Here is a 20,577-nt window from a genome sequence, read left to right as displayed (position 1 = left end):
GGCGCGTCCTCGATTTGGATGTGCAAGGCGTTCGGGAGGGATTGTCAGTGCGTTACAGGCGTAAACGGCACCGGGCGCAACCACCAGACAACGAGGGCTGAAAGCAGGCCAAGTACAAGAGCTGGCATGGGGTTCCCCCCAATCAACAGCAGATGGGTTGCAATCGCTCCCAGCATGGTTGCGAGCAACAACAGGCCGCCTGCGAAACCGGTCGCCGGAACGACCAGCAGTACAGCGCCCAGGATTTCCACCGTACCGGTCAGGTAGCGAAACCATTGGCCGGCGCCGATTGCGTCGAAAACCTGGACCATCTGCGGCACGCCGGCCAACTTGGCTATGCCAGCGCTGACGAACACCAGAGCGAGAAATATCCGAACACCCCAAAAGATGCGGCGGTTGGCGGGAAACAATGATTGTGAAGCAGGAGTTTTCATGGCTCAGCGATGCCTTCCGACGGAGATAAAGGGAGAACTATCGTTCGGTCGTAAGAATAGGGCGGCCACTATTAATTAATAAGACGGTGTTATCTGATTGCACTCGTCCATCATTGATAGTAATCAAATTTGAATGATTAGCTGTGCGGCTGCGTACTTGTTGGCGAATGAAGTGGGCAACGGCAGCTGTACCGGGGCAACGTGGCGACCGGAGATAAGCGTGAATGGTGACTGGAGGCATTCGCCGACGCGACGCAACATGCCTCTGGGCTGTGCGGTAAAGCGCTTTGCGAAAGCTAATTATGATCGCGGAGCGGCTCTTAAGCTGTGCTCAGGCGCAATTGGCACGCTGGCCTCATCAAGCAAATCTCGTTCGCCTACTACCTGTGCCGAAAATTCAAAGCAGGTGTGCTTTTCTAGCTATATCCATCAAATCTTGTCGAGCCGTAATCTTGGGCACGGTGGTTTCCAACGCTTTTAGTGTCCGGCAACCACCTGCAAACCCGAGGATGCGCGTGCTCTGCACTGATCATCAGTCGGGACAATAAAAATAATACTCAGCGGGAGACAATCCTATGGGACTCGCTCAAGAAAAAGTTGGTGCCGTTGCGTCGTTCACACAGGTTTCCAAAGGCGCTGGAGCTGCCTCATGGGGAGCAATGGCCTTGCTCTGGCTGGTCTATGCCATGGACGCTAACTCACGTCAGATGTTCTTCATGGTGTTGCCGTCGATCACGAGCGAATTCAAAACCAGTGCAGAACTGACGGGGCTGCTCGCGGCGTTCATCACCATCGCAACGTCCTTGATCGCCGTGCCTTGCATGATCTGGGCGGATAAAGGCGGGCAGGGCTGGATGCGCAAGTATCGTCACCTGCCGATCGTAATTGCCTACACGCTGTTCACCTTTTTGACTGGCTTGAATTTCCTGACTGCATCGCTGGGCATGCTCGTGGCCTTGCAGGTGATTTCCCACGCCTTCGGTGGCGCCGGTGAAGCTATCGAAGTCACCTCCTTGTCCGAGTGGTGGTCTCGCGAGCGGCGCGGTTTTGCATTGGGTCTGCATCACACGGGCTATCCATGGGGTACGCTGATTGGAGGCTTGGCGATCAGTGCGTTGCTGAACGCCTACGGTCCGGAAAACTGGCGCCTGGCTTTCCTGCTGTTCCCAGTACCGATGATCATCATCTTCTCCATCTATTGGTGGTTCTGCACCAAAAAGCGCTACGAGTCCTTCGTTGATCATGTGCGTGATGCAGGTGAAACCGTTCCGGCACTGAGCGCAGCGCAAGGGACTGTCGTTGCTCCCGAAGGTGCTTTTCGCTCCGCAATCCGCAATCCGAATATCAGCACCATCGCGCTGGTCTCGATGCTCGCTATCGTCGGTTATTTCGGGATCAGTTTCTGGTTGCCGCAATACCTGGCGTTCGTGGCCCATTACAACTTCGCCGAGGCGGCAGCCTATTCGGTGCTGTTCACCATCACCGGAGGGCTCGGGCAAATAGCCTGGGGATGGATCTCGGATCGGCTGGGTCGCAAGTTGTGCCTGATCGTCGTGTTCGCCTGGCTGGCAATCGGTATGTACCTTTTCAAGTTCTCGTCAGTGAGCCTGACCTGGCTGATCTGCATCCAACTGTTTGCCGGGTTTGCGATGAACGCGCCTTACACGCTGCTGTATGCGATTGCCTTTGACTCAGCCAAGCCTGGCACCACCGGCATCGCGGGCTCCATTGTTAACGTGGGTATTTACGCAGGCGGCTTCGGTCCCTTCGTAATCGGCATGTTCATTGGCGCTGGTGGTGGATTCGATCAAGTGTCCGGCTACAACTACGCCCTGTATTTCATTTCCGGGCTGATGATCGTTGCTGCGCTGGTTACAGCCTTCTTCACTCGCGAAACCACGGGGTGGTTCCTCAAGCACGACAAAGCGTTGGTTTCCAAAGCGTCTTGCAACATGGCGAGCTGAGATCGTCGAACAAACTCAATACGTCACGCCTGCAATCTATAAAAAATCCCTCGTGGGATGTCCAATGTCAGGAGAAATTACAATGTCACTCATCAAAGACAGTCAGTGGTTGAATCAATTTGCCGAAGAGCTCAACAGCGATGCTGACTGGACAGCTGCTGCGCGCTATTTCGATGGTCGAATCCAGTTTAAGCACGACAGCGGTTTTTCCACTCTGGCGGTTCTCTGCGGCAAGGTGGTAGCCGTTTTTCCTGAAGGTAGCCCGTTGGGCGCAGACATCGTGGTATCCGGTCCGGATGAAGAGTGGCAGCGCGTTCTGGAAGGCAAGATCGATTGGTTCGAGGCCCTCTCGCCAGGATTGGGCAAGCTTGAGCTAGAAGGGAATGTTGTCGCTGCCTGGCAGTACGTAGATGTAATGGCCCGGGCATTTGATGCCATGAAGCGTGTAGGCAAGGCAAAAGTAGAAAGCACCGTTTCCTGGTCCCCCGGCCCCAAACCGTCGGGCAAGGAAACCACAGGGCACTACATTACTGTTGATGGCATCCGCGTGTATTACGAGGAGGCTGGGCAGGGCCATCCCATCGTCTGCTTCCATGCCGCGTCCCAGGACTCGCTCATGTATCGCCATGTACTTGACGGCCTTTCCGATGAGTTTCGGGTGATTGCAATCGATGCACCCGGACATTCAAAGTCGGAGCTCCCGGCTTCCGGCCCGTTCCATAGCCTGACACGCCACGCCGAGTTCAACGAGCGGTTGATGCAGGCCCTGGGTCTGGAACGTCCGGCGATCATCGGATGTTCCATGGGGGGCAACCTTGTGTTGGAACTGGGTGCCCGTAAACCCGACGCCTACAGCGCGATCATTTCAGCCGAAGGTGCGGATTACACGCCGACAGTTTCGGATTTCTTTCTCGACATGCTGCTGATGAATGGTACGCAAATCATTGGTGCATGGTCGCGCTCGATGACTGGCTATCGGACTCCACCCGACCGCGCTCAAGAAGTTGTTTGGCAGATTTCCCGCACGACGCCGCAAGTCATGCGCGGCGACCTGACAGGCTACGCCAATTTTGACCAACGCTCCCAGGTGGGCAAAATCAAGGCGCCGGTGATGCTGCTCCGCGGTGATGCTGATTGGTTGGTCTACCAGGAAAAAGTCGAAGAAACGGCTTCAAGAATTCCCGGCAGCAAGATTGCAGTGCTTGCAGGCACGGGTCACTACCCAATGACTGAGAACCCTCTTGAGTTCTGTGACACCGTCCGAAGCTTCCTGCATGAAGCAGGGCTTGGAAATGCTGGCTGACACGCTCGACGTCCAAAGATAACCAGGGTGGCTGCGACGATAAGTAGCCCCCTCACCTAATAAAAAATCAATGAGCAGTAGTGCACGCACTGCCTTGTTCGCTCATTAGTAAGCTTGTCTTTGAGGAGAATCAACATGCTGCCGGACGCCAATTCGCAAGGTAAAAATATTCAGGTCAATGGCACGACGCTTTGGGTCGAAGATACAGGTGAGACCCATCTTCCAGTCGTTCTTTGTCTTCACTCCTGCTTTCTCGACGGGACTATGTTTGACGGCCTGGTGCAGGCTGCAGCCGGAAAGTTTCGGGTCATACGGCCAGATTTCCGGGGGCAGGGCAAAAGCGCACTGGATGATATCGACATCATCACCATGGATCAGTGTGCTGACGACATGGCCGCGTTGATTGAAGTGATGCAACTCAAGGCAATCAATGTCATGGCTCAGTCGATGGGCGGCGATGTAGCCTTCCGGCTAATCGCCAAACGACAGGATCTGTTTCGTTCCCTGGTGGTGGCTGGGTCATCAGCCTGCGGTGAGCCACCGGAGCAAGGAGCGCGGTTCGCGCAATGGGTTGTCGATGCGGGTGAGCAAGGTTTCACGGGCGAAATTCTCGACATGACCATGGAAGTAATGTTCGGCAAGACCACGCGCAATAACCCTGAAAAGCAGGCGCTGTTGGCGTACTGGCGCGATCGGATTGAAGCTTTGCCAAAAACGCTGCGCCCTGCGATGAAAGGGGTTATGCATCGTGAAAGCTGTGTCGCTCTGTTGTCATCGATCAATATTCCGGTGTTGATCATCAACGGTGAGGAGGACATGCCGCGACCTCCAGCGTGGTCCGATGAAATGAAGCGAGAATTGCCGAATTCGAAATTGATCCGGCTCAGCCAGATTGGGCATAGCCCGACCTTGGAAGCGCCCGAGCAGGTTCTTCCCGCGATCATTGAGTTCTATTTAAACCCACGCGTATGAGGGCAACATTTTTCGTTCACAGCGTTTAAGTCCGGATGCTTTCACGAGCACATACTGTCTCTATCAGTCCTATTTTTGGAGCGCCTGCATGTCGCGGGCGCTTCAGGTTTTTTCATGCCCGTGGGCCACGAAAATTTGAAGCGTTTTCAGATCGGCAATCCTAACTGAGCACTTGACACTGCTCATTTTTTTGAAATAAAAATGAAGCGCTTCATAAATGAGCTTGGTTAATAACAAATTTAAAACAGAACCTTTCATATCCACGCGCACGAAGGCTTTCATGAGCGTCGTTTAAAAGATATGAAGCGGTTCAAATGGTGCCCAAGTGCGCTGGCGCCAAACCAGGAGATAACAACAATGAGTACAAAAAACCGGGTTAAAACCGCCTGCGTTGTGCTTTCCCTGACGACCCCGATTGCCGTTTACGCGGACATCAAAATGGGTGCCCTTTATCCCCTCAGCGGTTCTTTGGCTCTGCTAGGGGATGAGAGCTATCGTGGCCTCGAAATAGCGGTCGCGGAGCGTAACGCTGCCGGAGGCTTGAAAGGTGAGCAGATCAAACTGCTCAAAGCCGATGCGGTTGACGCAGGCCAGGCTGTAGGTGCCGCCCGCAAACTGACGTCTGTTGAAAATGTGACCGCCGTGTTCGGCAGCTATTCCTCAGCCCTGTCATTTGCTGCCACGCAGGTTACGGAAATGGCCGGGGTGCCGTATTTCGAGCTCGGTGCGGTCTCCGACAACATCACCGAGCGAGACCTCAAATACGTCATGCGTAGCAACCCAACCGCCAGGAATTTCGCTGAAGGGACTATCACCGCGATTACGCAAATCGTGGGGCCTTCGCTGAAGATCGACCCCAAGCAACTCAAGATCGCCATCATCCATGAGGATGCGTTGTACGGTACGACCATCGCCGGTTTCCAAAAGCAACTGGCACAGGAGCAAGGGCTGAACGTGGTCGAGGTGCTTCCTTATTCGGCCAAAGCCGTGGACCTCTCGTCGCTGATTCTTCGCTTGAAAGGTGCGCAAGCGGACGTGGTACTGCAGACCAGTTACCAAAACGACACGACATTGTTTTTCCGCCAGATCCGAGAGGCCGGTTTCAAACCCAGAGCGGTGATTGGTGCCGGTGGTGGATATTCCATGCAGGACACCGTAAAGGTCGTCGGCGCTGAAAACATGGAAAGTGTTCTGGACGTGGATTTTCCTCAATTTCAAACCAATGAAAAGGGCGCTCCAGGTATCAACGCCTTCGCTAAAGCCTACAAAGACCGTTTCGGCAGCGAACCGCGCTCAGGCCACAGCCTGATTAACTATGTCGGTGCGAAAGTCTTCCTTGATGCCATGGAAAAAAGCGCGTCGCTGGAGGCCGACGCGATCCGTGCATCGGTTGCGAGCGTGGATATTCCAGTCGGTGGAACGGCCGCAGGCATCGGCGCCAGGTTCGGTGAGAATGGCCAGAACCAACGCGCCAACACCGCGATCATGCAGTGGCAGAACGGACTGTTGAAAACCGTCTACCCCGAAGCTTCGGCTGTAGCAAAAGCTCGCTTTTCCGATCAACCCTGAAGCCTGTAATCCTGTTGAAGCTTGATCATTGAGCTTCACGGATTCGCTCGCTCGAAAAGAGGGCGCAAACCATGGAAATTTTCATCCAGCTGCTTCTGAACGGCTTATTGCTCGGTGGCACGTTAGCCATTATCAGCATAGGCCTGACCCTTATCTTCGGCATCGTCAGGGTGGTCAACTTCGCCCACGGCGAGTTTTTGATGATAGGTCTGTACGCGGTGTATTTGATGAACGCTCATTTTGGCATTCATCCCTATGTGGCGATCATTCCCACCACGATCATTCTGTTTGCCGCGGGCGCTGCCATGCAACGGTTCATCATTCAGCCGTTGCTCAGCGCCGAAGGGCACATCCAGATTTTCGCGACCGTGGGCGTCTCGATTGCCCTCATGAACGGCGCGCTGTTGATCTTCGGTGCCGACGTCATGACTGTGCAGAACATTAGCTTTGGCACCAGTACCGTCACCATGGGCGCATTTCGCGTAAGCAGTGGTCAGTTGATCACCTTTGCAATGTCACTCGCCCTGGTCGCGGGCCTTCACTGGTTTTTGCAAAACACCTTCCTGGGTCGAGCCGTTCGGGCCACTGCGCAGCATCGCAACGCGGCGCAGTTGATGGGCGTCAACATAAAGAAAATCTACATATTCGCATTCGGTTTGGGCTGCGCCTGCCTGGGCGTCGCATCTGGCCTTATCGCACCTCAATACCCGGTTTTCCCTACGGTAGGCACGTTCTTTGTCCTGACCGCATTTGTGATCGTTGTACTCGGCGGCCTTGGAAGTCTTTCAGGGGCCCTCGCGGGCTCGATGCTGATCGGGATCGTCGACAGCCTTGCGGGTTACTACATCGCTCCAGACCTGAAGGAGGTCGTTTATTTTTCGATCTTCCTGGGCATCCTGGTGTTCCGTCCGACAGGCCTGTTTGGCGCCGGTCGCGGCTCTGAATAAGGAGAATGGTCATGAATGTTCTGCATCCGCGTGTCTATGTCAGCGTGTTGGTTCTGGCATTGCTATTGGTCATTCCGCTCACGGCTGGTTCTCCTTTCGTTTACCACCTGTTCATCTTGATTTGCAGTTATGCAGCGCTCGCGAGCGCCTGGAACATTGTCGGAGGTTTTGCTGGTCAGCTCTCGCTGGGCCATGCGGTGTTTTATGGTGTTGGGGCTTATACCACCACGCTGCTGCTGATAAATCTCGGCATCAGTCCGTGGATCGGGATGTTTGTGGGCGCGGCCCTGTCGTCCATGGTAGCGGTGTTGATCAGTTGGCCTTGCTTCAGATTGCGCGGGCCGTTTTTTGCCTTGGCGACGATAGCGGTACTGGAAGTCGTGCGGCTGATGGCCATCAATCAACATGACGTGACCGGTGGTGCCGCTGGCTTGGGCGTACCGCTTAAGTTGGGCGTCGAGTGGATGTTGTTTCGCCCGCGCTGGCCCTATCTGCTGATCGCTTTTGGGTTTCTCATCATCACTTTGGCGGTGTCCTGGAAGATCAAGAACTCACGCTTGGGTTATTACCTGATTGCAGTTCGCGAGCGTGAAGATGCGGCGCATGCGGTGGGTGTGAACTCGGTCAAAGTCAAATTGATTGCGGTCGTCTTATCGGCATTCCTCACCAGCCTGGTGGGCAGTTTCCACGCGATGTATCTGACCTTCATCGAGCCCGGCTCAATGTTCTCGCTGGAGATGTCGATTCAGATAGCGATGTTCGCGCTGATCGGCGGCCTGGGCACTGTTTCGGGGCCCTTGATCGGGACGTTGTTGGTGTTGCCATTGGCGGAGCTTGCGCGCGGCTGGCTTGGCGACATGGGCAGCGGAGTTCACGGCCTGGTCTACGGCATTGTACTGGTGGTGGTCGTGCTGACGATTCCGCAGGGTGTGGTGGGGCGATTTGGCGCGCGCGTGTTCGGCTGGATCGACGCGCTGCCCGGTGGACGCCGGCCACTTGCTACCGTTGACAGGGCAGTTGAATCCCCGGCGCCTGAACCGCAATTGGTAATGAGCGGCGAACCCATTCTGGTTGCTGAAAATCTGCACAAATTCTTTGGCGGGCTGCATGCGACCAACGATGTGTCGCTGAGCTTGGCCGAAGGCGAAATCGTCGGTGTAATCGGCCCGAATGGCGCGGGTAAAACTACGGTCTTCAATCAGCTCTCTGGCTTCCTTGTGCCCTCCAAGGGACAGGTCAAAGTTCGCCTGCGCAGTGGAGAGTGGGTTACCCCGAACAGCCCGGCCGAGTTCGCCAAGGCCGGTATCGGGCGCACCTTCCAGATCGTTCAACCATTCGCTGATTTGAGTGTCTGCGAAAACATCATGCTCGGTGCATTCATGCACACGGCTGATGCGAAGGAGGCGAGGGCAGTCGCGGAGCAAGTCGCTGAACTGACCGAACTCACCAACCTGCTGAATACTCGGGCACGCAACCTCACCGTCGGCGGTATGAAGCGGCTTGAAATGGCCCGTGCCCTGGCGACTCGTCCGCGGATCTTGTTGCTGGACGAAGTGATGGCCGGACTCAACCCAACGGATGTGGCCAAGGCGATCGCCGTCATTCGCAGAGTCCGCGACTCCGGCGTCAGCGTCTTGATGATCGAACACCTGATGCAAGCAACCATGAGTCTGTCGGACCGCATCATCGTAATCAGCTCCGGGGCTTTGCTCATGCAAGGTGAGCCGAAGGATGTCATCAGCGATCCACAGGTGATCGAAGCCTATCTCGGCAAGGAGTACAGCCATGCTTAAGCTCAATAACATCCATAGCGGATATGGCGGTACTGAAATCCTTCGTGGCGTTTCTTTCGAGGTCAATGCCGGTGAAGTGGTGACCATCGTCGGAGCCAACGGTGCGGGTAAAACCACGACTTTGCGCAGTCTGTGCGGCATCGTTACCCCCTCCCAGGGCACGATCGAATTCGAAGGGCAGCGCATTGACGGCAATCGTCCGGATCAGATTGTCGATGCCGGCCTGACGTTGATACCGGAAGGGCGTCAGTTGTTTCCGTTCATTAGCGTGCGCGACAACCTGTTGATGGGGGCCTACAAACGCAGCGCTCGTGCGGGTTACAAAAAACGTCTCGACGATGTTCTGGATCTCTTTCCACGGGTTCGTGAGCGCCTGGATCAGAACGCTGGAACGCTTTCGGGCGGTGAGCAACAGATGGTCGCCATCGCTCGAGGCCTGATGGCCGAACCCAAGCTATTGATGTTCGACGAGCCGTCGTTGGGCTTGTCGCCGCTGCTGGTCTCACAGGTTTTCGAGATCATCAACAAGATCCTGGAGCTGGGCACGACCGTGCTGATCGTCGAGCAAAACATCGTCCATACCCTGCGTATCGCGCATCGAGGCTACGTACTTGAAAACGGCGAGGTAGTGCTGAGCGGCACGGGCCAAGAGCTTCTCGATAACCCTCATGTCAAACGTGCCTACCTGGGGCTCTGATCGAGTCGACCTGTGCTGTGCACTTATTACTGCGCAACAAAGATGAGAACACGCTATGACAAATTCCAGACACTCCGGGCGCGTCGTATTGGTCACTGGGGCCGGTGGCGGCATTGGTGCTGCGATCGCTGAGTTGTATTGCCAGGAAGGCGCGGTTGTCGCCCTGATCGATGCCGACGCCGCGAAGGTGCAGCAACAGGCCGAGCTACTGCGTGAGGCAGGGTTTACGGTCGGCTGGGCGCAGGCAGATGTCGCGGATTATCAAGCATGTGCTGACGCCTGTGAACGCTTGATCCATGAGTTGGGCCCCATCGACACCTTGATCAATAACGCGGGTATATCACCCAAACACGACGGCGCCCCTGCGCCGATCTGGACAATGGCGCCCGAGGAGTGGCAGCGGGTGGTCAATATCAACCTCAATGGTTCCTTTAACCTCGTCCGAGTGCTGACACCCGGCATGGTAGGGCGCGGCTTCGGGCGCATCGTCAACATGTCATCAGTGGCCGGCAGCGCATTTTTGCCGATTGTCGCGGCTCACTACAGCGCGACCAAGGCGGCGGTCATTGGTTTTACCCGCCACCTGGCCGGCGAGCTGGGGCCGTTCGGAATCACGGCCAATGCGTTGGCGCCAGGGCGGATCGAAACCCCCTTGCTCAAGACAGTTTCAGCGCTGGCCAATCAGGCCGTTGTCGATGAGACGCCGTTACGCCGGCTGGGAACACCGCTTGAAGTTGCCAAGGCGGCGTGTTTCCTCACATCAAATGAAAGCGACTTTATTACTGGGCAAGTCGTTGATGTCGCGGGCGGATGGTTAATGCGGTGACGAGTGAAGGTAAGTAATGAGTTTTTTTGGCTCTATCCAGAGCGTTTTTGACAGCTCGAATTTAAGCGGTAAACATTTTTTTGGAGGGCGTCGGCCATGGTTAAAACGATGGGTTTCCCGGGACGGTACGAGCAGGGGCCTGGAGCTTTGAAACAGCTGGGCAGGATACTGACCGACATGGGGCGATCGCGTCCGCTGGTACTCTGCGATGAGTTTGTCGCCAGGCATCTGTGGCCGGAGGTTGGCACCGCCTTGCAAGCGCATGGCTTCGAGCCTCTGCACATCGAGTTTCCAGGAGAATGCACGCACGCGGCCATTGCCCGGTTGTCGGAACAAGCCTTGATTCACTCGCCAGACACAATCATCGCGCTGGGTGGAGGCAAGACAATTGATACGGCGAAGGGACTGGCGGTCAATCTCAACGTCCCTATCATCGTTTGCCCGACCATTGCGTCGAGTGATGCACCCACCAGTCGACTGATCGTTCTCTACGATGACGATCATAAGGTGGTAGGAGTGGAGTTCCTGAAGATGAACCCTTCTGCGGTCATTGTTGATACCCACGTCATCGCTCAGGCACCGGCGCGGTTTTTTGCTGCGGGCATTGGCGATGCCATTAGTAAAAAATTCGAAGCGCATCAGTGCTACTCCGCGGGCGGCAATAATTCCTTCGGAACACCGGCGCTGCATACCGCGTTGATGCTGACCAATATGGTTTTCGACACGCTGATGCAGTATGGCGTTTCGGCTTACCAGGCTGTTTGTCGTAAAGAGGTTAATGACGACGTTGAGCGGGTAATCGAGGGCACTGTCTTGATCAGTGGTGTGGGTTTTGAAAGTGGTGGACTGTCTCTGTCCCATGCATTGGTACGAGGGCTGACGGCCATACCTGCGATGGCATCGATGCTGCACGGTGAGTTGGTAGCTTTCGGCACGTTGGTGCAGATGGCTGTAGAGGGGCGTCCCGTGGAGGAGATCGATAAGGTTGCCCGCCTGCTGCATGACGTGAAGCTGCCCGTCACATTCGCTGAGCTGGGTCAGAACACCCCGTTCACTACGGCGCAAATCAACACCATGGTGGAAGCCACTTTATCGGCTGCCTACGCCAAAAACATGAATCCACCCTTGAATTACGAGCGCCTCGTTAATGGGTTGGCAGCGGCTGACAACATCGGCTCGCGGCTGACAAACGTGACGTCATCCGCCCTGTGATTGGGCGTTAATCGACTGCCACCGTGCTGCCTTACAAATATAAAAAACGAGATCAAAAAAATGAACGAAAAAACTGTGCCTCATGTTCACGAACTGCTGAAAGACTCTCCTAAAAACTGGGGCAAATGGGGCCCGGACGACGAGGTAGGCGCTCTCAACTATTTGACTGGCGTTGAAGTACTCAAGGGCATTGCCGAGGTCAAGCAAGGCAAGACCTTCACATTGCAGGTCCGAATGGCCGATCCCAAAGGCGACCCGATCTGGCCTGGGCGCTCGCAGGCCAAGCGGATGAATATCATGGACAGGGGCCACTACAATTGCGGCAAGGGCCCGCACTTTCCGGGCTCTTATGAGTATGCCGATGACGTGATGTTTTTCCATCTTCAGGGGTCGACTCAATACGATGCCTTGGGTCACGTTTGGTATGACGATCAAATCTGGAACGGTTATGACGCCGATACCACGATCGGTTCGTTGGCCAAGGCCAGCGTCGCACCGATCGGCGAGCGAGGCGTGGTCGGGCGAGGCATTCTGATCGACATCGCGCGGTATCGCGGCAAGGACGTTCTTGACCCTGGCGAGACGTTTAATCATGTGGACTTGATGAAGGCCGCGCAAGCTCAAGGTGTGACGATTCACAAGCGTGACATCCTGATCATCAGAACTGGCTGGATCGGCTCTTTTTACTACCGAGACCCAGAAGAGTTTTATAAAGATTTCATCGAGCCGGGTCTCACTTACAGCCCGGAGTTGGTCAGTTGGTTTCACGAGATGGAAATTCCCAACCTCGTCACCGACACCATTGCCAACGAAGTGACAGTTGATCCCGTCTCGGGTGTGGCATTGCCGCTTCACAATGCCCTGATGCGTAACCTGGGCGTCACGTTGACCGAGATAGCGCAACTGGATCCTCTGGCGGCGGATTGTGCCGAGGACAATCAATGGACGTTCCTTTATACCGCAGCGCCTTTGAAGGTGGTTGGTGGCACCGGGGCGCCGGTCAACCCGATCGTTATCAAATAGAATCGACGCTTTAGGGGGTCTTCGGGTCCCCTCTTTTTTGTGCGCTCGAATCATCCCTTCCGATTTAAAAAATTGTTAGCATGATGATCGCTCCTACCTCGAAAAACCGAGGCTTGGACGCTGATTGGCGGCGATCGTCGGTCTCCGCGTCGTTCCAGGAATGCTGACTTTCTAATGAAAAAAAATGAAAAGCCCAAACTTAAAGACGTTGCCGAATTGGCGGGTGTATCCATCGGCAGTGCATCCCGGGCGCTCTCAACTCCCCACTTGGTAAAACCTGCGACACTCGAAAAAGTTGCGGCGGCGGTCCTCAAGCTCGGCTATGTCCGGGATGGAGCAGCGAGGGCGCTCGCTTCGCGCCGGACCCACAGCATCGGTGCGATCTTTCCCACGTTCAACAACCCCGTATTCGCCGAAGCGGTTCAGGCCCTCCAGCAGCGTCTGAATGAGTTGGGTTACCACCTGATCATTTCGTCCCATGAGTATGATCAGGAGCGCGAGCTGATCAATGTGCGCAACATGATTGAGCGGGGTATCGAAGGGTTGTTGCTAGTGGGGACGGAACATAGTCCAGCAGTGTATGACGCGCTTGATGCCTCGCATTGCCCCTTCATCCTGATGTGGTCATTGGACGGTTCTCACCCTCACCATTGCGTTGGTTTCAGCAACGAAGAAGGGGGACGCATGGTGGCTAGACATCTTGTGGATCTGGGTCACAAGAATATTGCAATGATCAGTGGAGTAGTCGCCTACAACGAACGGGCTAAATACCGGCTCAAGGGGGTTGCAGAGACATTGAAGGAGGCTGGGATTGAGCTGGCGCCCACGCAGATCATTCAGCAGCCGTTTACGCTCGAAGGCGGCCGGGCGGGGCTCAGGATAGCGATGGAGCTGACGCCAAGGCCAACTGCAATTGTCTGTAGTACGGACGTAACCTGCATGGGGGCCATTGCAGAAGCGCGCTTACAAGGCATCCATGTGCCCACAGAGTTGTCCATTACCGGTTTTGATGACATCGACTTCGCGGCGGTCTCAGTACCAGCGCTCACGACTGTTTGTGTGCCCTCAACCGACATTGGCATCAGTAGCGCTAATAACATAATTGCGATGATCGAAGGCCGCCCGGTTGCCAGGCGTGAGCGCGTTCAAATTGACCTTGTAGTAAGGCAAAGCACCGCCCCTGTGAAGTCCTGATTCCGCCGGCTAAATGCCCGACGGAAGACTCGCGCCGCCTATGACTGTGCGTCACAGGTGGTTTGAAATTGTAGCTATTTTCATCGAGGGATCACTGCCATAACCTTTCAGTCAGCGGAAATCAGAGCGCAATCATCGTGCTGTGAATTCGTTAATAAAAACTGAGAGGTCCAGTAATGAATACTCCTGTCAAACCTGATGAACTCGCGATTCCGTATCAGTTGCCCCAAGTTCCCTACATGACGCCAGACATGGTTCACCCGGGTGTAATGACCCAATGGCTGGAAGATGACGAGTTGTGGGTTCCCGTCACCAAATCTGTTTCATTCAAGCCTCTTCTGCTCAACACCAGTGGCGGGTACTACATCAACCTTCTGCGTGTGCGTCAGGCCGGCGTCCTTTCTCGTCACCGGCACACCGGCGGCGTGCATGCGATCGTTCTGAAGGGGCGCTGGTATTACCTCGAACACGATTGGGTAGCCGAAGAGGGCTCTTTTGCGTATGAGCCACCAGGTGAAACCCACACTCTGTTCGTGCCTGAAGATGTCGAAGAAATGATCACCTGGTTCCACGTTCAAGGTGGCTACACTTACGTCGATCCTCAGGGTGTTGCAGTGGGCTATGAAGACGTTTTTACCAAGCTCGAATCCGCCCGCGCTCACTATAAAACGCTGGGTTTGCCAGACGACTACATTGAGCAGTTCATCCGGTAACTCGGACCATAAAAAAACGCGCTTCGGCGCGTTTTTTCTTATGGTCGCTCAGGGAGCATGAGTCTGAACAATTTACGTTAGGATAGGGCATGGACAATTACTCACAGCTACTCGCCTTTATCTGGTCTACCGAGTGTGGAAGCTTTTCGGCTGCTGCTCGCGCTCATAACATCACGCCATCGGCAGTCAGTAAATTGATCACTCGATTGGAGGACCGACTGCAAGTTCGGCTTTTCCAGAGAGGGTCACGCATTCTGACGCTGACCGAGGAGGGCGCCGCTTACCTGCGTAGTGCCAAGGCAGTCGTTGAGGCCATGAACGAGGCTGACTCCCTGGCAGAAGCTTTACCCTCGAGAGTCAGTGGAACCCTTCGTATTCACACCATGACCTCTTTTGCCAAGCACCAAATAGTGCCTTGGCTTCCTGAGTTTCTGGATTTGTATCCATCACTGGATGTTGAAATTCAGTTGGGCGCGCAATTCGTTGACCATTTCGAGCAGGGGCTCGATATCGCCATCCACAGCGGAGTGCTGCCCAGCTCTTCGCGTATAGCCAAGCGAATAGGTGAGTGTGAATGGCTGATCTGTGCGTCGCCGCAGTACCTGTCCGAGCATGGTATTCCGGCTAAACCGGCAGATCTGTTGGACCACCGATGCTTTAACTTCAGCTTTGTGAGCCCTTGGAACAAGTGGTCGTTTCTTCAAGACGGTGAGGGGGTCTCGGTCCCCGTTACAGCCAGTGCGTCTTTTACTCAAGGTGATCTACTGCGAGACATGGCCCTGTCGGGGGCCGGGGTCGTAAAACTTGCCGATTTCCACATTGGACTCGATGTAAAAGCCGGAACGCTGGTGCCACTGCTGGAGGAGTTCAAGTCAGGGGTTATTGAACCTATCTATTTGTTGTATTCAGATCGAAAACACCTGAGTCCACGCATTCGGGTATTTATCGAGTTCTTCCAGAACAAATGGCGTCAGAATCCTTGGAAGGTGACTTGAAAATCGAACCAGAGTAGAGCGTGATGGTGTTAGTGGAAGCGTTCGCAGTGCGGAGTACCGCGTGATTAATCGGCCAAACGTTATTTAGCATTACACAGACGTTGTTGCCCTCTAACTTCCAATAGCTCGACAAAGGCGCGTACCTTCTCGGGACGAAAACGTGGCAACTCGGATCTTACCTGTGTTTCGGTGGGTTTGATGTGCGAGGACCCTCCGGCGGCGATCAGCGTCTGTTAGCCATTTGTCCAGTGATGGCGGCCCTATGGGGCAGAAGCGCGACAACCGGGAAAGCTGTCGCGCTCTGACACTCGACTCAGCGGTAGGCGTCGACCAGACCAGCCTCAATGAAGCGTACTGAGCTCTCCATCGCCTGCTGACCTTCTGGCAGCATGCAGGAGTAGAAGTGCCAGGCGTGGAACATTGCAGGCCACACTTCCAGATTGACTCGGACACGGTTGTCCGCCAAGTGGTTTGCAAGGCGCATAGCGTCACTTAGCATCAGCTCGTTCTCGCCAATCTGTACCAGCATTGGTGGGAGTCCAGTGACGTCCGCAAAAACAGGAGAAGCCAAAGGGTGGTTGGCCAGCGTGTCGCCCAGGAATGCTCTGGCAAGGATATCCAGAACAGGCTTGGAGTTCAGCGGATCGAGGCCTTCACGGTTGCTCATGGAGGCGCCTGTGTGTTCAAGGTTTGCCCAAGGCGAGATGGAGGAACCGACCGCAGGCAATGGAAGCCCTTTGGATTTTGCCGCCACCATGACGCTTACAACCATCGCGCCGCCAGCTGACTCGCCTGAAAATGCAATCTTGTTTGCCGGGATTTTTTGTTCAAGCAACCACTCATATGCGCGCAAAGTGTCGTCGATGGATGCTGGAAACTTATGCTCTGGAGCAAGGCGGTAGTCAGGCATGTACACCCGGGCTCCAAGCATTTTTGCGTAGTTGCCGCCAATGCCATGGTAGCCGTCAGGACGACCAACTATGTACGCCCCACCGTGGATGTACATTAAGACTGCGTCGGTCTTGACCTCATCCGGAGTTACCAGCGTGCCAGGGACACCGCCCATGTCCACGCCTTCAAACTTGACCCCAGCAGGCGCCGGATTCTGCGCAAGCATTTTTGCATAGGAATCGCGGATATCGCTCATTTTCGTGTTGGTATCGATTCCCTTAAGAACAGGTACCAAATCGCTCAGGCTGTTGGCCCAGGTTTGAACGGCTGTTTGTACTTCGGTATTCATATTGACCTCAATAGATCGGTGGGCAAAGGAGTGTCTAATTGAGATATTATTCTTGTTATTAGGGAATTTGGTTCCCTATAACGGGTGCAAAGGCGCCCCACCATCGTGAGAAGCTGAGGTCGTATGGAAATTCATAACCTGAACGACATCGCCGCTTTCGTAAGTTCAGTAAATTCTGGAAGCTTCACTGCGGCGGCCAAGCAACTCGGTCTTACCCGTTCGGCAGTGGGTAAGTCGATTGTCAGGCTAGAGACGCGATTGCGGGTGCGTTTACTCAACCGCACAACCCGCAGCCTGAGCATGACGGATGACGGTCAGGTTCTATATGAGCGATGTGTTGGGGTCTTACAGGATCTCGACGATGTTGAGGACGCGCTCGCGTTTCGTCGTTCGACACCTAGTGGGAGATTGCGGATGAGCCTGCCAGTTGCCTTGGGCAGGCTTCACGTTCTTCATCACATCGAATGCTGTTTGAAAGATTGGCCCTCGCTCAGCATCGACGTCACGTTTTCGGACAGGCTGGTAGACCTGATCGATGAGGGGTTCGACTTAGCCATGCGCATTGGCCCTCCCAAGGAGGACTCTCGATTGCTCACGCGCACGGTGGCTTATCAGCAAATGATCACCTGTGTTTCGCCCAAGTATCTGGCTGAGCATCCAAAGCCTCAAACACCCGAAGATCTGTCCGCGCACGAGTGCCTGCATTTCGTGAGCGGGGGGAGATTGCTTCCCTGGAATTTCCGTGTGAAAGGTCAGCCTGTTTCGGTCACTCATGCTGGGCGGCTGCAGATGGACAGCGCAGAAGCGTTGCATCAAGCAACTATCGCAGGCTTGGGAATTGCGACGCTTCCGTCCTACGTGGTTAACGATGAGCTACGCAGCGGCAAGCTCGTTCAACTGCTTGCAGAGTATGTCGAGGCAGCAGAGCCTATCCGTGTGATCTACCCGAGCAAGCGACACCTGTCTCCCAAGGTACGCCTCTTCATCGATAAGCTTGTAGAGGCATGGTCACCTTGTCCGCCATGGGAACAGCGTTCGGCTGACAATGTCCGTCCTGCTTGATGGGAGGATTTTGCCAAAGGAGTGCAGTCCCTACCGAGCATGCGGCATGCTGATTCATTTGTCAGTCCAAGTGCTGTGTCCGTCCCCGATGTAGTCAGTGATCCTATTGATGCCGGAAAACCGCCAAGGCTGTTGCCGCTGACCGAAATACTGCCGTTAGACGATTGGGAAGCAGTGGCCGCAGTTCAGCAGGACAAGCTCGTGACAGATGTACGCGAAAGCATCGGGGATGCCTGCTGTAATCGCTATGACCTATTCAAACGACGTGAGTCACAAGTACAGGTAAGGTGGCAGGTCTTCACTTGGCCTGTTTAACGCCCAGCGAACGCTGTAACAGCTGCCGCAATTGTGGTCGCAACGGCAATTCAAGGAACGAATAACCTTGAGTTATTCGCATACTGGTTACCCAAGGGCGCTCTCCTCAAGACCTTGGGCGACCTGGGCAAGGCACTGTAAATTTTCTTCGGCCCGATCGGTTGGTACGTATTCTTCATCGGCGTATTCGCGACGCTGTTTGCCAGTATTTCAGGCAAGACCACCGCGTCCCGATGCTGATTACCGATGCCTTGTGACGCCGTTGGTCTGGTCGTTGCCAGGCATGCCGGATTTCGTGACCCTGACCATCGGTGTCAGCGCGCTGAACATCATTGGCATGCCGGTCATTTCCCAGGGCCTGCTGATCATGTCCAACCAGAAATCGCTGCTGGACAAGAAGTATCGCAACAGCCTGTTTGAAAACGTCGCGCTGCTGTTTGCGACAGGCCTCGCGCTGTGGGTCGCCTTCCAGTTGGGCGTCGATCTGTTCACCTGATATCGAGCCGTCGAGGGGACGCAAGGTCCCCTCGGTAGCCACCCTTCAGTCAGTCACAGAACCCTGCGGTATTCTCCCGGCGAAACTGTCCACCAGGCTCGCCACCACCATCTCGCCCATCCGTGTGCGGGTCTGCAGCGTCGCACTCGCGCGATGGGGCTGCAGCACTACGTTCTCTTTACCAAACAGTGGCTCGGGCACGTTCGGTTCATCGACAAACACATCCAGCGCCGCACCCGCGATCTCGCCGGCGGCAAGCGCTGCCACCAGATCGACCTCGTTGACCAGCTTGCCCCGCGCCACGTTGATCAGATACCCACTTGTGCCCAACGCTTGCAGCACTTCGGCATTGATGATGGCTTCAGCCTTGTCGGCAGCGGCGGCAAGAATCAGCGCGTCACTGTTGGCCGCGAGTTGCTTCAGATCGGCAACGAAGGTGTGGTTCACATCGCTCATTGGCTGCAAATCGGTGTAACTGATCGGGCAGCCGAACGCTGCGGCCCGGGTCGCCACGGCACGGCCGACCCGGCCCATGCCGACGATGCCGATGCGCATGCCCGACACCTGACGCGCCAACGGCAGCGGGGCCAACGGCGTCGGGCTATGGGGCCACTGGCCCGAACGCACGTAACGATCGCTGGTGCACAGGCCCCGGCAGACGGCAATCAACAAGCCGATGGCCAGGTCGGCGACATCTTCGGTCAGCGCACCGATGGTCGCAGTCACGCGAATTCCGCGATCCCTGGCGTAAGCCAGGTCGACCGCATCGGTGCCCACGCCATTGACCGCCACCAATTCCAGTTTCGGCAGTTGCGCCATGAGTGCCTGGCTGATACCGGTATGGCCGCCGGTGATCACCCCGCGAATGTTCGCGCCGTGCGCCTGCAAATAAGCCGGCTTGTCGGCCTGCTGGAAGTAACGTCTGACGGTAAACAGCTCATCGAGCCGCGCGTTGATTTCGGGGATCAGGATCGGGCTGAGCTGCAAGACTTCTGGCTTCATGTAAACCTCGTGTAGCGCAATAAAAAGGCCGGTTCAACCGCGACCGGCAAACGGCATGGCGCTGGCCATGACGGTCATGTTCAGGACGTTCGCCTCCAGCGGCAGACCGGCGATGTAGCGCACGGCATCGGCCACATGCTTGACGTCCACCATCGGCTCCACGGCGATGCTGCCGTTGGCTTGGCGCACGCCTTTGGTCATGCGCACCGACATCTCGGTGAGGGCGTTGCCGATGTCGATCTGGCTGCAGGCGATGTTGAATTCGCGCCCGTCCAGGGCTAGGGATTTGGTCAGTCCCAACACCGCGTGTTTGCTGGCGGTGTAGGCGTTGCTGAACGGGCGTGGGGTATGGGCCGAGATCGAGCCGTTGTTGATGATGCGTCCGCCCTGTGGCTGTTGTCGGCGCATCAGTGCGAAGGCGCCACGGGCGCAGAGGAAAACGCCGTTGAGGTTGGTGTCGATCACGTTGCGCCACTGCTCGAACGTCAGCTCATCCAGCGGCACGGCGGGGGCGTTGACCCCGGCGTTGTTGAACACCACGTCGAGGCGTCCGTATACCTCGGCAATGGTTGCAAACAGCGCATCGACACTGGCCGCATCGCGCACATCAGTGGGCACCGCCAAGGCTTCGTGTCCCTCGCTGAGCGCCAATTCGACCAATGTCTGCAACGGCTCCGGCCGGCGTCCGGCCAATACCAGGGTGAAGCCGTCGGCCATCAGGGCCAGCGCCACGGCGCGGCCGATTCCGCTACCGGCGCCGGTGACCAGGGCCACTTTCAAAGGACTGTTCATGTTGTTATCTCCTTCTTCAATTCACGAG

At 55.7% G+C, this 20,577-nt stretch carries 18 protein-coding genes and 1 pseudogene; 15 read left to right on the top strand and 4 right to left on the bottom strand.

From position 1 onward, the window contains the following. Nucleotides 1–44: 44 nt before the first annotated feature. A complete protein-coding gene (locus AC1DKH_RS27150; protein ID WP_477764350.1) occupies nucleotides 45–434 on the bottom strand; it encodes a DoxX family protein in 390 nt (129 codons plus the stop codon). 659 nt (nucleotides 435–1,093) lie between these two features. Between AC1DKH_RS27150 and AC1DKH_RS27145 the strand changes: the two genes are divergently transcribed. The 13 genes from AC1DKH_RS27145 to AC1DKH_RS27085 all read left to right on the top strand — a co-directional run bounded on the left by AC1DKH_RS27145 (nucleotide 1,094) and on the right by AC1DKH_RS27085 (nucleotide 15,642). Then, on the top strand, nucleotides 1,094–2,398 hold the full coding sequence (locus tag AC1DKH_RS27145; protein WP_477764349.1) for an MFS transporter: 1,305 nt from the start codon (nucleotides 1,094–1,096) through the stop codon (nucleotides 2,396–2,398). A gap of 82 nt (nucleotides 2,399–2,480) precedes the next feature. Further along, nucleotides 2,481–3,701, top strand: coding sequence for an alpha/beta fold hydrolase (locus AC1DKH_RS27140; protein WP_477799870.1), 1,221 nt, complete (start codon nucleotides 2,481–2,483; stop codon nucleotides 3,699–3,701). 135 nt (nucleotides 3,702–3,836) lie between these two features. Further along, nucleotides 3,837–4,673, top strand: a complete 837-nt coding sequence (locus tag AC1DKH_RS27135) for an alpha/beta fold hydrolase (protein WP_477799869.1) — start codon at nucleotides 3,837–3,839, stop codon at nucleotides 4,671–4,673. Nucleotides 4,674–5,030: 357 nt separating this feature from the next. After that, nucleotides 5,031–6,242 carry an ABC transporter substrate-binding protein gene (locus tag AC1DKH_RS27130; RefSeq protein WP_477799868.1) on the top strand — a complete coding sequence of 404 codons (1,212 nt, stop codon included), beginning with the start codon at nucleotides 5,031–5,033 and terminating at the stop codon, nucleotides 6,240–6,242. A 71-nt stretch (nucleotides 6,243–6,313) separates the two neighbouring features. Further along, nucleotides 6,314–7,189, top strand: a complete 876-nt coding sequence (locus AC1DKH_RS27125; protein WP_477799867.1) for a branched-chain amino acid ABC transporter permease — start codon at nucleotides 6,314–6,316, stop codon at nucleotides 7,187–7,189. Nucleotides 7,190–7,200: 11 nt separating this feature from the next. After that, nucleotides 7,201–8,982: a branched-chain amino acid ABC transporter ATP-binding protein/permease gene (locus AC1DKH_RS27120; protein WP_477799866.1), complete on the top strand. Its 1,782-nt coding sequence runs from the start codon at nucleotides 7,201–7,203 to the stop codon at nucleotides 8,980–8,982. Next, on the top strand, nucleotides 8,975–9,679 hold the full coding sequence (locus tag AC1DKH_RS27115; RefSeq protein ID WP_477764343.1) for an ABC transporter ATP-binding protein: 705 nt from the start codon (nucleotides 8,975–8,977) through the stop codon (nucleotides 9,677–9,679). Before AC1DKH_RS27120 ends, AC1DKH_RS27115 begins: the two co-directional genes overlap by 8 nt. A 55-nt stretch (nucleotides 9,680–9,734) precedes the next feature. Then, nucleotides 9,735–10,505, top strand: coding sequence for an SDR family oxidoreductase (locus AC1DKH_RS27110; RefSeq protein ID WP_477799865.1), 771 nt, complete (start codon nucleotides 9,735–9,737; stop codon nucleotides 10,503–10,505). A gap of 96 nt (nucleotides 10,506–10,601) precedes the next feature. Continuing rightward, nucleotides 10,602–11,717: a glycerol dehydrogenase gene (locus AC1DKH_RS27105; RefSeq protein WP_477799864.1), complete on the top strand. Its 1,116-nt coding sequence runs from the start codon at nucleotides 10,602–10,604 to the stop codon at nucleotides 11,715–11,717. Between the two features lie 60 nt (nucleotides 11,718–11,777). Next, entirely contained in the window at nucleotides 11,778–12,740 is a 963-nt protein-coding gene (locus AC1DKH_RS27100; protein WP_477799863.1) for a cyclase family protein, read from the top strand. Nucleotides 12,741–12,914: 174 nt separating this feature from the next. Beyond that, a complete protein-coding gene (locus AC1DKH_RS27095) occupies nucleotides 12,915–13,934 on the top strand; it encodes a LacI family DNA-binding transcriptional regulator (RefSeq protein WP_477799862.1) in 1,020 nt (339 codons plus the stop codon). Between the two features lie 176 nt (nucleotides 13,935–14,110). Further along, nucleotides 14,111–14,647 (top strand): 2,4'-dihydroxyacetophenone dioxygenase family protein, encoded by a 537-nt coding sequence (locus AC1DKH_RS27090; protein WP_110749246.1) that lies wholly within the window; start codon nucleotides 14,111–14,113, stop codon nucleotides 14,645–14,647. 89 nt (nucleotides 14,648–14,736) lie between these two features. Continuing rightward, nucleotides 14,737–15,642, top strand: coding sequence for a LysR family transcriptional regulator (locus AC1DKH_RS27085; RefSeq protein WP_477799861.1), 906 nt, complete (start codon nucleotides 14,737–14,739; stop codon nucleotides 15,640–15,642). 313 nt (nucleotides 15,643–15,955) lie between these two features. On the opposite strand, the gene AC1DKH_RS27080 is transcribed toward AC1DKH_RS27085, so the two are convergent. Further along, the gene (locus AC1DKH_RS27080; RefSeq protein ID WP_477764337.1) at nucleotides 15,956–16,882 is read right to left on the bottom strand and encodes an alpha/beta hydrolase; all 927 of its coding nucleotides are present in this window, start codon (nucleotides 16,880–16,882) and stop codon (nucleotides 15,956–15,958) included. Between the two features lie 123 nt (nucleotides 16,883–17,005). On the opposite strand from AC1DKH_RS27080, the gene AC1DKH_RS27075 reads away from it, so the two are divergent. Both AC1DKH_RS27075 and AC1DKH_RS27070 read left to right on the top strand, forming a co-directional pair. Then, complete coding sequence (locus AC1DKH_RS27075) at nucleotides 17,006–17,944, top strand: LysR family transcriptional regulator (protein WP_353740797.1); 939 nt, start codon at nucleotides 17,006–17,008, stop codon at nucleotides 17,942–17,944. 405 nt (nucleotides 17,945–18,349) lie between these two features. Beyond that, a pseudogene (locus tag AC1DKH_RS27070) lies at nucleotides 18,350–18,755 on the top strand (Nramp family divalent metal transporter); the annotation flags it as partial. A gap of 45 nt (nucleotides 18,756–18,800) precedes the next feature. On the opposite strand, the gene AC1DKH_RS27065 reads toward AC1DKH_RS27070, so the two are convergent. Together AC1DKH_RS27065 and AC1DKH_RS27060 are read right to left on the bottom strand one after the other, a co-directional pair. Further along, nucleotides 18,801–19,757, bottom strand: coding sequence for a 2-hydroxyacid dehydrogenase (locus tag AC1DKH_RS27065; RefSeq protein ID WP_477799860.1), 957 nt, complete (start codon nucleotides 19,755–19,757; stop codon nucleotides 18,801–18,803). Nucleotides 19,758–19,790: 33 nt separating this feature from the next. Further along, the gene (locus AC1DKH_RS27060; RefSeq protein WP_477799859.1) at nucleotides 19,791–20,549 is read right to left on the bottom strand and encodes an SDR family oxidoreductase; all 759 of its coding nucleotides are present in this window, start codon (nucleotides 20,547–20,549) and stop codon (nucleotides 19,791–19,793) included. Nucleotides 20,550–20,577: the final 28 nt, after the last annotated feature.

It is taken from the genome of Pseudomonas sp. 05L36 (genome assembly GCF_056398125.1).
The sequence above is the reverse complement of the archived record's forward strand: the minus strand, read 5'-3'. Positions and strand labels throughout refer to the sequence as shown.